The organism is Bradyrhizobium shewense (assembly GCF_900094605.1).
Lineage (GTDB): Bacteria > Pseudomonadota > Alphaproteobacteria > Rhizobiales > Xanthobacteraceae > Bradyrhizobium > Bradyrhizobium shewense.
In genome coordinates, this window is record NZ_FMAI01000003.1 from 136,234 (window position 1) to 150,537 (window position 14,304).

Annotated in this window: 13 protein-coding genes, 1 tRNA gene and 1 pseudogene; 11 read left to right on the forward strand and 4 right to left on the reverse strand. The window is 64.4% G+C overall.

What is annotated here, in order from left to right; genetic code table 11:
- Positions 1–43: 43 nt before the first annotated feature.
- On the reverse strand, positions 44–685 hold the full coding sequence (locus GA0061098_RS07585; protein WP_091955707.1) for a TetR/AcrR family transcriptional regulator: 642 nt from the start codon (positions 683–685) through the stop codon (positions 44–46).
- A gap of 84 nt (positions 686–769) precedes the next feature.
- On the opposite strand from GA0061098_RS07585, the gene GA0061098_RS07590 reads away from it, so the two are divergent.
- From GA0061098_RS07590 to GA0061098_RS07645, 11 genes and pseudogenes are all read left to right on the forward strand, one after another.
- A complete protein-coding gene (locus tag GA0061098_RS07590; RefSeq protein WP_091955708.1) occupies positions 770–1,708 on the forward strand; it encodes an SDR family oxidoreductase in 939 nt (312 codons plus the stop codon).
- 26 nt (positions 1,709–1,734) lie between these two features.
- A pseudogene (locus GA0061098_RS07595) lies at positions 1,735–2,395 on the forward strand (Rossmann-fold NAD(P)-binding domain-containing protein).
- Positions 2,396–2,477: 82 nt separating this feature from the next.
- The gene (locus tag GA0061098_RS07600; RefSeq protein ID WP_018321264.1) at positions 2,478–2,927 is read left to right on the forward strand and encodes a DUF2948 family protein; all 450 of its coding nucleotides are present in this window, start codon (positions 2,478–2,480) and stop codon (positions 2,925–2,927) included.
- Between the two features lie 145 nt (positions 2,928–3,072).
- On the forward strand, positions 3,073–4,368 hold the full coding sequence (gene hisD / locus GA0061098_RS07605) for a histidinol dehydrogenase (RefSeq protein ID WP_091955711.1): 1,296 nt from the start codon (positions 3,073–3,075) through the stop codon (positions 4,366–4,368).
- Entirely contained in the window at positions 4,365–4,862 is a 498-nt protein-coding gene (locus GA0061098_RS07610; RefSeq protein WP_091955714.1) for a UPF0262 family protein, read from the forward strand. Before hisD ends, GA0061098_RS07610 begins: the two co-directional genes overlap by 4 nt.
- Positions 4,863–4,867: 5 nt before the next feature.
- Entirely contained in the window at positions 4,868–5,335 is a 468-nt protein-coding gene (locus GA0061098_RS07615) for an arsenate-mycothiol transferase ArsC (protein ID WP_018321267.1), read from the forward strand.
- A 203-nt stretch (positions 5,336–5,538) separates the two neighbouring features.
- On the forward strand, positions 5,539–6,168 hold the full coding sequence (locus GA0061098_RS07620) for a Maf-like protein (RefSeq protein WP_007597557.1): 630 nt from the start codon (positions 5,539–5,541) through the stop codon (positions 6,166–6,168).
- A gap of 145 nt (positions 6,169–6,313) precedes the next feature.
- Positions 6,314–6,496, forward strand: coding sequence for a DNA gyrase inhibitor YacG (gene yacG, locus GA0061098_RS07625; protein ID WP_091956018.1), 183 nt, complete (start codon positions 6,314–6,316; stop codon positions 6,494–6,496).
- 174 nt (positions 6,497–6,670) lie between these two features.
- Positions 6,671–6,746: transfer RNA gene (locus GA0061098_RS07630), tRNA-Phe, on the forward strand.
- A 774-nt stretch (positions 6,747–7,520) separates the two neighbouring features.
- A complete protein-coding gene (locus tag GA0061098_RS07635) occupies positions 7,521–10,259 on the forward strand; it encodes an ATP-dependent Clp protease ATP-binding subunit (RefSeq protein WP_091955716.1) in 2,739 nt (912 codons plus the stop codon).
- A gap of 549 nt (positions 10,260–10,808) precedes the next feature.
- Positions 10,809–11,321: a phosphate-starvation-inducible PsiE family protein gene (locus tag GA0061098_RS07645; protein ID WP_091955721.1), complete on the forward strand. Its 513-nt coding sequence runs from the start codon at positions 10,809–10,811 to the stop codon at positions 11,319–11,321.
- 122 nt (positions 11,322–11,443) lie between these two features.
- On the opposite strand, the gene ftsH is transcribed toward GA0061098_RS07645, so the two are convergent.
- The 3 genes from ftsH to GA0061098_RS07660 form a co-directional block, all read right to left on the reverse strand.
- Positions 11,444–13,285 carry an ATP-dependent zinc metalloprotease FtsH gene (gene ftsH, locus GA0061098_RS07650; protein ID WP_091955723.1) on the reverse strand — a complete coding sequence of 614 codons (1,842 nt, stop codon included), beginning with the start codon at positions 13,283–13,285 and terminating at the stop codon, positions 11,444–11,446.
- A 23-nt stretch (positions 13,286–13,308) separates the two neighbouring features.
- The gene (locus GA0061098_RS07655) at positions 13,309–13,746 is read right to left on the reverse strand and encodes an NADH dehydrogenase ubiquinone Fe-S protein 4 (RefSeq protein WP_091956019.1); all 438 of its coding nucleotides are present in this window, start codon (positions 13,744–13,746) and stop codon (positions 13,309–13,311) included.
- A gap of 63 nt (positions 13,747–13,809) precedes the next feature.
- Complete coding sequence (locus tag GA0061098_RS07660; protein ID WP_091955725.1) at positions 13,810–14,298, reverse strand: Hsp20/alpha crystallin family protein; 489 nt, start codon at positions 14,296–14,298, stop codon at positions 13,810–13,812.
- Positions 14,299–14,304: the final 6 nt, after the last annotated feature.

The following is a 14,304-nucleotide window of genomic DNA, read 5'->3' on the forward strand; positions in this document are numbered from 1 at the left end:
GTTGCCCACCCTACGATACTAGTCTGGAGGGTTAAGGCACCACTCACTTCAAGATCGCCCTGATCGCATCGAAGGTGCGCTTGACGAAAGCTTCCGGCTTCTCCCGCGCGCCTTCGCCGATCCAGCTCTCGCCGCCGACGCGCATCGCGCCGGTGGCGATCATGGCGACGAGCCGGGCCTGCAGCCGGTCGGATTTGGTTCGTGCGCGTTGGGCAAGGCCCTCGGCCAGCGCGCGCTCGAGCTTCTCGTATTTGAGCTGATCGCGCGCCTGCAGCGCGGGATTGTCGCGCTTGAGCCGCGACATGGCCGCGGCTTCCGCCGGATCGAGCCGCTTGACCGCCGCCGCGATCGCATTCTCCGCCGCCGTCAGCATGGATTCGTCCGCGGGCCGCACGACGACCTCGGCGACCAGCGCGCTGGCGGCATTCTCCTGCCAGGCCGCCACCACGTCCTCTTTCGACGCGAAATAGTGGAAGAAGCTCCGGCGCGACATCTCAGCCGCCGCCGCGATATCGTCGATGGTCGTGGCCTCGAAGCCGCGCTCCAGGAACAGCGTCATCGCCGCCCGGGTCAGCCGCTCGCGGGTCTGTTGCCGCTTGCGCTGGCGCAGACCGGGCACGGCCGGGGATTTTCCGCCCCCGGACAATGATTTGACGCGTTTCCGGACCACCTTCGAAGCCTTCAAATTAGTTCACCTCTTGCAAAATTGCACTAAGTGCACATTTAGACCGGTCGCGGGCCTCGTTCCAGCCCCGAACGGAGACATGGCATGACCGACTGGACCACGGCAGACATCCCCTCTCTCAGCGGCAAGACGACCGTCGTCACGGGGGCGACGGGTGGCCTCGGTTACGAGACGGCGATGGCGCTGGCTGGCGCCGGTGCCATTGTCATACTCACCGGCCGCAATGACGCAAAGGGCCTGCGGGCGATCGAAGGCATCTGCGAGCGGTTTCCCAATGCGCTGATCGCCTACGAGCCTCTCGATCTCGCCAGCCTTGCCTCCGTCGCCGACTTTGCCAGGCGCTTTGCCGCCGGCAACGAGCAGCTCGACCTCCTCGTCAACAATGCCGGCGTGATGGCGCTGCCGAAGCGGCAGCAGACCGAGGATGGTTTCGAGATGCAGCTCGGCACCAATTATCTCGGTCATTACGCACTGACGGCCCACCTGTTGCCGCAGCTTCGCCGCGCGAAGGCGCCTCGTGTTGTCAATCTCGCGAGCCTTGCGCACCGCTCCGGCACGATCAATTTCGACGATCTGCAAGCCAAGCATTCCTATCGTTCGTGGCGCGCCTATTGCCAGTCGAAATTGGCGATGCTGATGTTTTCGCTCGAATTGCAGCGTCGCAGCGACGCGGCCGGCTGGGGTGTGAGCAGCATTGCCGCGCATCCCGGCTTTGCGCGCACCGACCTCGTGGCGAACGGGCCGGGCGCCAACACGTTCCAGTGGCGGATCGGCCGGCTGCTCCAGCCGCTGTTCAGCCAGTCCGCCGCCGAGGGCGCACTGCCAACGCTGCTCGCCGCGACTTCGCCCGCGGCAGAGCCTGGCAGCTATTACGGCCCGAACGGATTCTACGAAATGAAGGGGGCGCCCGCGGCGGCGAAGATCATGCCACACGCGAAGGATTTCGCCACCGCTGCCATGCTGTGGGATGTCTCGGCGACGCTGACCGGTGTATCCTTCGACGAGATCGCGGCCGCGGCGTGAGCCGCGAGCCCGCCAGGAACATCTCGATGCAAGTCATCATCTTCGGCGCGACCGGCATGGTCGGGCAGGGCGTTCTGCGCGAATGCTTGGTCGACACCGGCATCGCCCGTGTGCTCGTGGTCGGCCGCAGCCCGACCGGGGTGCGCAACGCCAAGCTCACCGAGATCATCCACGACAATTTTCTGGACTATTCAACGATCGAGGCCCAGCTCACCGGCTTCGATGCCTGCTTCTTCTGCCTCGGCGTGTCCTCGATCGGCGTGAGCGAAGATCGCTACCGCCATCTCACCTATGACCTCACGCTTGCGGCTGCGACGACGCTGGCTCGCCTCAATCCGCAGATGGTCTTCACCTACGTCACCGGCGCCGGTACCGATTCCAGCGAGCAGGGTTCGCGGATGTGGGCGCGGATCAAGGGCAAGACCGAGAACGATCTCTTGAAGCTGCCGTTCCGGGCCGCCTACATGTTCCGGCCCGGCGCGATTCAGCCGCTGCACGGCGCCCGTTCCAAGACCGCCTGGGTGCAGGCGGTCTATGCCGCAACCGGGCCGCTCTGGTCGGTGCTGCGCAGGCTCTCGCCCCGGCTCGTCACCTCGACCGAGCAGATCGGCCGCGCCATGAATCCGCGTCGCCCGGGAGGGGTATCCGCGGAACGTGCTGGAGATGGAGGATATCAATAGCCTCTAGCCTGCCGGCCCGTTAGTTTGAGCGGAAATTTCGGGGCCTGTGTGCGTTGAGCCCTGTCCATTCCCAAGGAGACGCGTCGGCGATGTCGCCCCAGCTCAAACTGATCGCACTCGACGCCGACGATCTCGCCGTGATCTCGACCCATGTCCAGGACGCCCGTGTCCAGGCCTCCGACATCATCTGGCGGCAGAGCGAGAAGCGGCTTGTGGTCGGGATGAGCCGGCTGGACTGGGAGCAGACGCTGGAGGGCGAGGCCGAGCCGCGCCGGCTGGTCGCCGCGCTCCGCTTCGACCGCGTGCTCGCCTGCAAGTCGCGCAACATCGAGCTCGCGGCTCCCGACAAGGTCCTGGACCTCGTCGGTATCGAGTTTCATCCCCGGGACGGGCGCGACGAGGAGCCCGGCGGCAGCGCCCTGCTCTTGTTCGCCGAGGGCGGCGCCATCCGGCTCGACGTCGAATGCCTGGAATGTGAGCTGACCGACCTCGGGGCCGACGCACTGGGAACGGGATTGGAGATCGAAGGGGAGGGATGAGGTGACCTGTATACCAGCCGCACCGGCTCAGGCCTGCGCCAGAACGGCGGCTTGCGAGGGTTGACGCCGCTTCCCCGCCGCGCCATTGAGCAGGGGACCTGGTGCGCCAATCCGCCCCAAACACCAGCCAGAAGCCAAGCCAGACATGCCCGTTCGCCTCGACCGCAGCAGCGCCGATTTTGACCAGCGATTCGCGGCCTTCCTCGCCGCCAAACGCGAGGTCTCGGCCGACGTCGAAGCCGCCGCGCGCGCGATCGTCGACGACGTGGCCAAGCGGGGCGATGCCGCGCTGCTCGAGGCCACCGCAAAGTTCGACCGCTTGACGCTGGATGCATCCGGCCTTCGCGTCACCGCGGCCGAAATCGAGGCCGCGAACAAGGCGTGCGATGCCGCGACACTGGATGCGCTCAAGCTCGCGCGGGACCGCATCGAGATCTATCACCGCCGGCAGCTGCCGCAGGACGAGCGCTTCACGGACCCGCTCGGCGTCGAGCTCGGCTGGCGCTACACCGCGATCGAATCCGCCGGCCTCTACGTGCCCGGAGGCACTGCGGCCTATCCGTCCTCGGTGCTGATGAACGCGGTGCCCGCGAAGGTCGCCGGCGTCTCGCGCCTGGTGATGGTGGTGCCGTCGCCCGACGGCAAGCTCAATCCGCTGGTGCTGGCGGCGGCTTCGCTCGGCGGCGTCACCGAGATTTACCGCGTCGGCGGCGCGCAGGCCGTGGCGGCGCTGGCGCACGGCACCGCGACGATCGCGCCGGTCGCAAAGATCGTCGGCCCAGGCAATGCCTATGTCGCCGCCGCCAAGCGGCTGGTGTTCGGCAAGGTCGGCATCGACATGATCGCCGGCCCCTCCGAGGTGCTGGTGATCGCCGACGACACCGGCAATGCCGACTGGATCGCCGCGGATCTCCTCGCGCAGGCCGAGCATGATGCCAGCGCGCAGTCGATCCTGATCACCGATTCCGCACGCCTTGCCGCCGACGTCGAAAAGGCGGTCGAGGCGCAGTTGAAGACGCTGCCGCGTGCCGCGATTGCCAGCGCGTCCTGGGCCGATTTCGGCGCCATCATCATGGTGAAGAACTTAAGCGATAGCATTCCTCTCGCGGATGCGATTGCCGCCGAGCATCTCGAGATCATGACCGCGGATCCCGATGCGCTGGCTGCGAAGATCCGCAATGCCGGCGCGGTGTTCCTCGGGCCCCATACGCCGGAGGCGATCGGCGACTATGTCGGCGGCTCCAATCATGTGCTGCCGACGGCGCGCTCGGCGCGATTCTCCTCAGGGCTGTCGGTGCACGACTTCATGAAGCGCACCTCGATCCTGAAATGCGGCCCGGATCAGCTGCGTGCACTCGGACCGGCCGCGATGACGCTCGGACAAGCGGAGGGGCTGGACGCCCATTCGCGTTCGATTGGATTGCGCCTCAATCTGTCATGACAGTGCTGCCCGAACAGGACGACTCGACCAATCGCATCGTCGGCGTCACGCTCGACGAAGAATCGATCGGCCGTTCCGGGCCTGATATCGAGCATGAGCGCGCGATCGCGATCTACGATCTGATCGAGCAGAACCTGTTCGCGCCCGATGGCGCCGACGGGAAGGGCCCGTTCACGCTGCATATCGGCATCACCGGCAGCCGCCTGATGTTCGACATCCGCCGCGAGGACGGCACGCCCGTCGTCGCGCATCTGCTGTCGCTGACGCCGTTCCGTCGGATCGTGAAGGACTATTTCATGATCTGCGACAGCTACTACCAGGCGATCCGCACCGCGACCCCCGACAAGATCGAGGCCATCGACATGGGCCGTCGCGGCATCCATGACGAGGGATCGCGCACGCTGCAGGAGCGGCTGAAGGGCAAGGTGCGGGTCGATTTCGAGACCTCGCGCCGGCTGTTCACGCTCATTACTGTCCTGCACTGGAAGGGCTAAGCGCGATGGCGGGTCCGCCACGCGCACGCGATCCGCAATCGGTGCTGTTCGCCTGCGCGATGAACAGCGTGCGCTCGCCGATGGCCGAGAGCCTGTTGCAGCACATGTTTCCGCAAGGCCTCTACGTGAAATCGGCCGGCGCGAGGCGCGGCGAGCTCGATCCGTTCGCGGTGTCCGTGATGGCCGAACTCGGCCAGGACATCTCCGCCCACAAGCCGCAGACCTTCGAGGAGCTGGAGGATTGGGAGGGGCTGAATTTCGACCTCATCATCACGCTCTCGCCCGAGGCGCACCACAAGGCACTGGAGCTGACGCGGACGCTGGCGGCCGACGTCGAATATTGGCCGACGCAGGATCCAACCACCATCGAGGGCAGCCGCGACCAGAAGCTGGCAGCCTATCGCGACGTCTGCGACCAGCTGTTGATGCGCATCCGCCGGCGTTTTGCGAAGGTGGGCGCGGCGTCAGGTTGATCTCGTGCCGCGGACGCCTCTTACCCTCGCCCCTCGTGGGGAGAGAGGCGGAGAAGGCGTAACACCGGCGTCACAGACTGAGGGCACACGCATCTCGGCATCCCCTCGAATCACCAAAGCTCGGGTTCCCGGGTTGTGAAATCAGCCCCCTTCCGATAGGTTCCGCGCGCAATTCACCCCCTGCTCATCCCCCAAATCACCTGATGCTTGGCCGCCCCAAATTCGTACTTGCCTCCGGTTCGCCGCGGCGCCTGTCGCTGCTCAACCAGGCCGGCATCGAGCCGGACGCGCTCCGGCCGGCCGACGTCGACGAGACGCCGAAGCGGGGCGAGCTGCCGCGCGCCTGCGCCAATCGGCTCGCAAGGGCCAAGGCGGACGCAGCGCTCAAATCGGTGCAGCTGGATGACGAGCTGCGCGGCGCCTTCATCCTCTCCGCCGACACCGTGGTCGCTGTCGGCCGCCGCATCCTGCCCAAGGCGAATCTCGTGGACGAGGCGGCGCAGTGCCTGCGCCTGCTGTCGGGCCGCAACCACCGCGTCTACACCGCGATCACCCTGGTGACGCCGCGCGAGGCGTTCCGCCAGCGGCTGGTCGAAACCCGCGTCCGCTTCAAGCGCCTCTCGGAAGACGACATCCAGGCCTATATCGGCTCCGGCGAATGGCGCGGCAAAGCCGGCGGCTACGCCGTGCAGGGCATCGCCGGCTCCTTCGTGGTGAAGATGGTGGGGTCCTACACTAACGTCGTCGGCCTGCCGCTCTACGAGACCACCACGCTGCTCGGCGGCGAGGGCTTTCCGATCCGCTTCGGCTGGCTCAACGCCACCGCGGTGTGAGCCGACAAGCCGCGGCTCAACAAAATCGCGAAAACAACCCCATGCACAGTAGAATGGCCTGACGGGGTGCACGCGCCGCCGGTACGAGGAACCCGTTTGCCGACAGGCTCTTGAACCCCTTCACCCCGTGCAAGCCGCCGACATCATGGACAACCACGTTAAAAAGCCCGCCAGCCCGCTAAAAACCTGCCCGATCTGCGGCAAGCCGCAGTCCGAGGCCACCCGTCCGTTCTGTTCCTCGCGCTGCCGCGACGTCGACCTGAACCGCTGGCTGAAAGGCTCCTACGTCATCCCCGGCCGCGACGATGACGTGGATGACGTAGAATAAGACGTGATATCAATAATTTAGCAGATCGTTCGCCCTGCCGCGCGCCAGCCGCGGCAGCTTGTGCACAGCCGGGCCGCGCCCGGCGAAGCCACTTGGCGAAGCCGGGTGGACAGGCCGCTTCCGGCCCACTATAAACCGCCCGCTCGATGGGCTTTGGCCCCTCTCTTGGAGCACGCCCAGGTAGCTCAGTTGGTAGAGCATGCGACTGAAAATCGCAGTGTCGGTGGTTCGATTCCGCCCCTGGGCACCAAATCTGCGATTTTCTACGCCAAATTACGACTTTGCGCGATTTTGTGCGCTTGACGGTACGCCTGCGGGCTCCGTGAGAGAGGCTTGCGTGGCGGAGCTGTCCTCCCAATGGCCAGAGCGAATTGGAAGAGTGCTCGGCGCTCCGCAAACGCGACTAATCTATTTCCCGGTCAGACCCGGTTGGGATGATCCCGCGCATGGCCCTGACGAGCTGGTGCCGCTCTGAGCTCGTGGCTGCGCCGATACCATTGGAGGAACGCCTGTCGTGATTGGCGACGATGATCGACAGGAGCTCGCGGCGGGGGCGTCGGTCCGAAATTCACCCATCCTCTGACCCTCGCGGATCACCTCGTTGAGGCCGTCTTAGAATTTTCGACAGGCGAATTATCGGCCACTTCAGCAAGCAGTACGGCAGAAGGCTAGCGGCCGGAGCCGCTGGCGTGAATTTAATTGCGGCGACGGGATGCGAGACAGCAGCTTAACGAAATCTCAGCCTGCTTGGAACCTCTGCCTGTGCTGCGTGTTGCGTGCAAAAGTCTGGCTTCAACATTCGGCAACGGCGAAGGTCCTCCGCGCAGCGGGACCAGCGGATCATTCAATCCTGCTATCGGAACTGAGGCTAAGGCCCAAACGAGCGCCTTTTTTCTTTGAACTATGAGCACGAGAAACGGGGTCAACCGACCAGGACCCGCAAAGGTAGCTTGGCGGTGCATTTTGCGCCTGCCTGTGCTGTCCTCGTTCCGAAAAGACCCGCACCATTCAAAGGAGCGCACCCATGGCTAAGCTGTGTGATATCTGCGGTGTCCGTCCGGCAAGTGTGCGCGCCCGGGTAACGACCGGCGACGGGCAAAGCCAGACACTCGACCTGTGCGAGATCGACTATCGCCGCTTGGCGCGGCAGCAGCGTCCGAGCTCTCGCTTGGAGTCGTTGTTCGGGGGACGCGGGAGCCTGCTCGACGACTTCTTCGGCGATGACTTCTTTGGCGGGACCCCGTTCGGCGATCGAGCGGGGCCGACCGGCCAGTCCATCCCGATCGGATCGAGCCGCGGGCGTCGGACCGGCGATGCAGAGGAGCGCCTGAGCGAACACGCCAAGGAGCTGTTGCAGGTGGCGGCGCGCCGCGCCGTCGACTTCGGACGGCGGGAGGTTGACACTGAACATCTGCTTTTGGCACTCAGCGAGAGCGACGTCGTCCGCACGGTGCTCGGCCAATTCAATATCTCCGTCGACGAACTGCGCCGACAGGTCGAACAGGACGCGCCGCGCGGCGACACCAAGCCAGACGAAAGCGCCGAAATCGGTGTCACGCCGCGCCTGAAGAGCGTTCTCGGTCACGCTTTCAACGCCTCCCACGATCTCGGCCATTCCTATGTCGGCCCCGAGCACTTCCTGATCGGCCTCGCCGAGGAGGAGGAAGGCATTGCCGGCGAAGTGCTGCGCCGCTACGGGCTCACGCCGCAGGCGATCAGGCAGCAAATCGTCAAGGTAGTCGGGCGTGGAGCCGAGACAGGTCAGGTCGAAACGCCCACCAATACGCCGACCCTCGACAAATACTCCCGCGATCTGACGAAGCTCGCGCGCGAAGGAAAGCTCGACCCCGTGATTGGGCGCGCCCACGAGATCGAGACCACAATCGAGGTGCTCGCGCGGCGCAAGAAGAACAACCCCGTGCTGATCGGCGAGCCCGGCGTCGGGAAAACGGCAATCGTCGAGGGGCTGGCACAGCGCATCGTTGCGGGAGAAGTGCCGGAGACGCTGCGAGACAAGCGTCTTGTGGAACTGAGCATCAATTCCCTGGTGGCGGGCTCGAAATACCGCGGCGAATTCGAGGAACGCGTTCAGCAGGTGCTCAAGGAGGTGACGGAGCGCCAGGACCAGCAGATCCTGTTCATCGACGAGATTCACACCATAGTCGGGGCCGGCCAGGGTGGCGGCGAAGGCGGGCTCGATGTCGCCAATGTGTTCAAGCCGGCGCTTGCGCGGGGCGAGCTCAATCTCATTGGCGCCACCACGTTGAACGAATATCAGAAGCATGTTGAGAAGGATGCCGCACTGGAACGCCGGTTCCAGCCCATCTTTGTCCCGGAACCAAGTGTTGCGCAGACCATCATGATCCTGCGCGGCCTGCGCGACACGCTGGAGGCGCATCACAAGGTGACTATCACGGACGAAGCGATCATCGCGGCCGCGGAACTCTCGGATCGCTACGTCACCGGCCGTTTCTTGCCCGACAAGGCGATCGATCTGATCGACCAGTCCGCCGCACGGGTGAAGATCTCCGCGACCGCGCGGCCGGTCGACGTACAGGAACTGGAGGCGGAAACGCGGCAGCTCAAGCGTGAGCAGGACTACGCCACCTCGCGCAAGCAGTTCGACCGCGCCGCCGAGATTCAGAGACAGCACGAGGCCAAGAGCAATGAATTGCAGCAGGCGAACGAGCGTTGGCGCCGCAGCCGGGGCTCCGGAACCGCCGAGGTGCGCAGCGAGCATATCGCGCAGGTGGTCTCCAAGCTCACCGGCATTCCCGTCAGCGAGCTGACAACCGAGGAACGCGAGCGGCTGGTCAAGCTCGAGGAGCGGCTGCACCAGCGTGTGATCGGACAGGATGAGGCGGTCAAAGCCGTGAGCGACGCCGTGCGGCTCGCCCGCGCAGGCTTGCGCGAGGGTCGCCGGCCGATCGCCACCTTCCTGTTCCTGGGTCCGACGGGTGTCGGCAAGACCGAACTCGCCAAGGCACTGGCGGAGGCGGTGTATGGCGACGAGGATGCCATCGTGCGGCTCGACATGTCGGAATACATGGAGCGGCACACCGTCGCCCGGCTGATTGGCGCTCCGCCGGGCTATGTGGGCTATGAGGAAGGCGGGCAGCTCACCGAACGCGTGCGCCGGCGGCCCTACAGCGTGGTGCTTCTCGACGAAATCGAGAAGGCCCATCCGGATGTCTACAATGCTCTCTTGCAGGTATTCGATGATGGCCGGCTGACCGATGGCAAAGGCCGCGTCGTCGACTTCACCAATACGATCATCATCGCGACGAGCAATCTCGGTGCCGAGATCATCCAGCGGCAGCTGCGCATGGGAGAGAGGGACGCGGACGACCAGGCGAAGCTGCGGCGCGAGCTGATGGATATCTTGCGCGGGCATTTCCGGCCGGAGTTCCTCAACCGCATCGACGAGATCATTGTCTTCCATGCGCTCGATCGCGAACAGATCCGCAGCATCGTCGATCTGCAGCTTGAGCGCGTGAAGCGGACCGCGCACGGGCAGGGCGTCACGCTTGAGATCGATGACTCGCTGATCGAGCACGTTGCCGCCGCGGGCTTCCGACCGGAGTATGGCGCCCGCGAATTGCGTCGGCTAATCCGCTCCGAACTGGAAACCGAGCTGGCCCGTGCGCTGCTCGCCAACGATGTGCACGAGGGTGACATGGTCCTGGCACGGTGGGACGGCATTCGGCAGGCGGTTGTGCTGGAGCGACGTGCGACGTCGGAGCGGGGCAAGGCGGCCGCTTGAGCGACAGCGTGCCCAGAGCTTGGAAGGGAACGACCTATGGACGTTCAGTTGGGATCTCGGAGACGAGCCGATCTCGAACGCACCGACCAACCCGCTCGCGAGGATGACGAGACCAGGCGAGGGGACGATCGGCGGACGGAACAGAAAGAGATCCCGACGCTCGATTCGGTCGAAGAGGCGAGCATCGAATCCCTTCCGGCGAGCGATCCTCCGGCCTGGACCGGCGTGATCGTTCGCTGAAGGGTGGAGTCAGCCCGCTCTTGCCCGGCAGCGCAAGCCACGTGCCGATCCCCGCTCGGCGAGTACCCGCAGTCTCGCTTCAAGGTTTAAGCAAGAGCCGATCGCGGAGATCGACGACCGGACACCGATTCTGGCTGATCTCGGACGCAAAGCGACCGCGCAAGTGAAGCAAGCGCACGGGTTTCGAAGATGGCCAAGGACCCTGGCTTCCCGTCGATAGGAAGATGCCAAGGGAGATGCTCAAGTTGAGGGGCCGGCGCCGAGTCGTCACTCGTCGTCTTGGAGCATGAAGGGGAGAGGAGGCGCCTAATGTCGCTGAGAGAGGTGTTCGCTGCCGCGCGTGCGGAATGGACATTGATGACATTCTATCAGAGATTCGAGCACCTCGTGATCCTCGTGCTGACGGGGCTGATCGCTATTGTCGTCGTGTTTGCGGTGTGGAATTTGACGCTGAAGATTCTGATCAGCATCCTGTTGACGAGTTCGTTCGATCCGACCGACTATTCGATTTTCCAGGCGATATTCGGAACGATCCTCACGGTCATCATTGCCCTGGAATTCAAGCGATCGCTATTGGTCGTGGCGGAACGACGCGAAGGTGTTGTGCAAGTCCGCACCGTCATTCTCATTGCTCTTTTGGCCATCGTCCGAAAGATGATTATTATCGATCTCGCGAGCACTGATGCGACGCACCTCTTTGCGCTTGCTGTATCGATTCTGGCACTCGGTGGCGTCTATTGGCTTGTCCGAGATCAGGACAGACGCGAAGATATTTATCAGCGAGAACGCAATCGCCCTTTGCCTCCACGCGCGCAAGGCTAATGGAGGAGTAGCTGGGCGAGGGGAAGCTACGAGCTTGGTCGTATCGGGCAGCCATCTGCAACGACGAACCCCAGCCTCTCCGGCCCGGCGACTGCCATTTGCGTCGCCGACGCGGACTAGGCTCACACTGCTCGCAAGGTCTCCTTCGGCGTTTCGCGGATCAGCGCGTCGAGATCGTTCTGCTCAAGCGTCTCCTTCTCGAGTAGCTTCTTCGCGGCCCGATCGAGGATCGCACGCCGCGCGTTCAGGATGCCCTGGGTACGCTGGAACACGCGCTCGACGATCGCGCGTACCTCGTGATCGACGGCTGCCGCGGTCTCTTCCGCATAGTCGCGCTCGCGCACGGGATAGGCCCGGTCGGCGCTGGCCAGCAAGCTGCCGGGCTCGTGATCATAGGCGACGCTGCCGAGCTTTTCCGACATGCCGTAGCGCGTTACCATGCTGCGCGCGATGTCAGTGACGCGGCGGAGGTCGTCTGCGGCACCGGTCGAGAGATGGCCGAATACGATCAATTCGGCCGCGCGGCCGCCAAGCAGCACCGCCATCTTGTTCTCCAGCTCCTCTTTGGTCATCAGGAAACGGTCCTCGATCGGGCGCTGGATGGTGTAGCCGAGCGCGCCGACGCCGCGCGGAATGATCGACACCTTGTGCACGGGATCGACGCCCGGCAGTGACAGCGCCACCAGCGCATGCCCCATCTCGTGATGGGCCACGATCTCACGCTCCCTGGCATTGAGCAGGCGGTTGCGCTTTTCCAGTCCCGCGACGATGCGTTCCACCGCGTTGCTGAAATCGGTCATTGCGACCGCCTCGGCGCCGCGTCGGGTCGCCAGCAGCGCCGCTTCGTTGACGAGGTTGGCAAGGTCGGCTCCGGTAAACCCGGGCGTCAGAGATGCGACCGCTTCGGCATCGACGTCCGGGGCCAGCTGCACCTTCTTCATGTGCACCTTGAGGATTTCGATGCGCCCCTTCTTGTCGGGTCGGTCGACCAGCACCTGACGGTCGAAGCGGCCGGCGCGCAACAGCGCGGGATCCAGGATTTCCGGCCGGTTCGTGGCCGCGAGAATGACGAGGCCGGAACGCGAGTCGAAGCCATCGAGTTCGACCAGCAGCTGATTGAGTGTCTGCTCCTTCTCGTCGTGTCCGCCGGCGAACGGGCCGATGCCGCGTGCCCGGCCGAGCGCGTCGAGTTCGTCGATGAAGATGATGGCGGGGGCTTTTTCGCGTGCCTGCTGGAACAGGTCGCGCACCCTTGCCGCGCCGACGCCCACGAACATCTCGACGAATTCCGATCCGGAGATCGAGAAGAACGGAACCTTGGCTTGGCCGGCGACGGCCTTGGCCAGCAGCGTCTTGCCGGTTCCCGGCGGTCCCACCAGCAGAACGCCCTTCGGCATGCGTCCGCCAAGCCGGCCATATTCCTTTGGATTCCTGAGGAAGTCGACGATTTCGCACAGTTCGTCCTTCGCCTCATCGACGCCGGCGACGTCGGCGAAGGTCACGCCCGTATCCGACTCGACATAGATCTTGGCCTTGCTCTTGCCGATCGCCATCAACCCGCCGCCAAGCCCCTGGCCCTCGGCAACGCGCTTGCCGATGTACCACCACAGCCCGAAGAACAGGAGCACCGGCATCACCCAGGACAGCAAATCGCGCAGGAACGTGCTCTCGATCTGGCCGGTGAATCGGACGCCGTACTTTTCGAGCTCGCCGGCGAATTCCGGGTCGACCCGCGTGGTGACGAATTGCTTCTGACCGCCCGGCAGCGGCTCCTTCAGCGTGCCTTGCAGGAAGCGGTCGGAGACGCCGACGCTTTCGATCTTGCTCTCGCGCAGCAGTTGCTTGAACTGGCTGTAGGGAATCGGCGCCACCTGGCTTGCCGTGGCGACGAAGTACTGGATCAGCAGAATGCCGAGCAGGGCGGCGATCGTGTAGCCGATGTTGAAGCGGGTTTTGCTGGTCATCTCAAATCACTCCGGCCAAACATTCACGCCGCCTCTTGCGATCGAGTCGGCGTGGCTGTTGCATCGCGATGCGCCGCTGTGTCGATGGGGCGCTTGGCAGGATCGTGTGGGATCGCCCGAAGTTCTGGATCCCGCCCGGGTGATCCCAGCATGGTATAAGACAGGCCCTGCCGGTTGGCGTAGGCGATCGCCGATTTCGCCGACGGAAACGAGAGTTCGACCTGCGCCAGGGGATCGTCATCCTCGGTCCAGCCCATCAGGGGTTCGATCCGCAGCGGCGAGCGGCGCTCGAATCGCAGCTTCCACTCCCGCCGGCGCAAAGGGGCCGAGGTCATCGGCGAACGAGCCGGTCGGTAGATCAGCGCGTGCGCGTCGCGGGGAAAAATCGATCGGGTGACGGGCCGGGCCGCGTCATGCGACAGCGAGGTTGAGTTCAAAAAGGCTGAATGAAGCACGTTCATCGGAGCCTCCATCGGGTAAAAGGCGGCGGGCGGGAGCAGCGGGCTGCTCCCGCCCAACCAGCCTTAGTTGCTCTTGATCGCAATCTTCTTCACTTTTTCCTTTGCTGTCGGCGACTTCGGAAGCTTGACCGTCAGAACGCCGTTGTGGAACGACGCGTCAACCTTGTCAGTCTCGATTTCGTCGACAGGGATGCGCCGCTCGAAACGCCCGTAATAGCGTTCGCTGAAGCGACGCTCCTTGTCTTCGGTCTCGCTCTTCTTCTCGCCGCTGATGGTCAGCATGCCGTTGGCGAGTTCGACCGCGACGTCCTTCTGCTCGAGACCGGGAAGCTCGGCCGTCACCTTGACTTCCTTGTCGGTCTCGCTCACCTCGACATTCGGCCAGCCCATTGCGTGAGCCGATCCGAACGGGGCGACATCGAAGGACCGAAATGCGTCATCGAAGAGCCGGTTCATTTCGCGGTGCAGTGACAGGAAAGGGTTGCCCTCACCGCGGTAGGAGCCCAACTCACGAGAGCCGTTGTTCCACGGCATGAGATCGCGAAGTGCCATGTCATA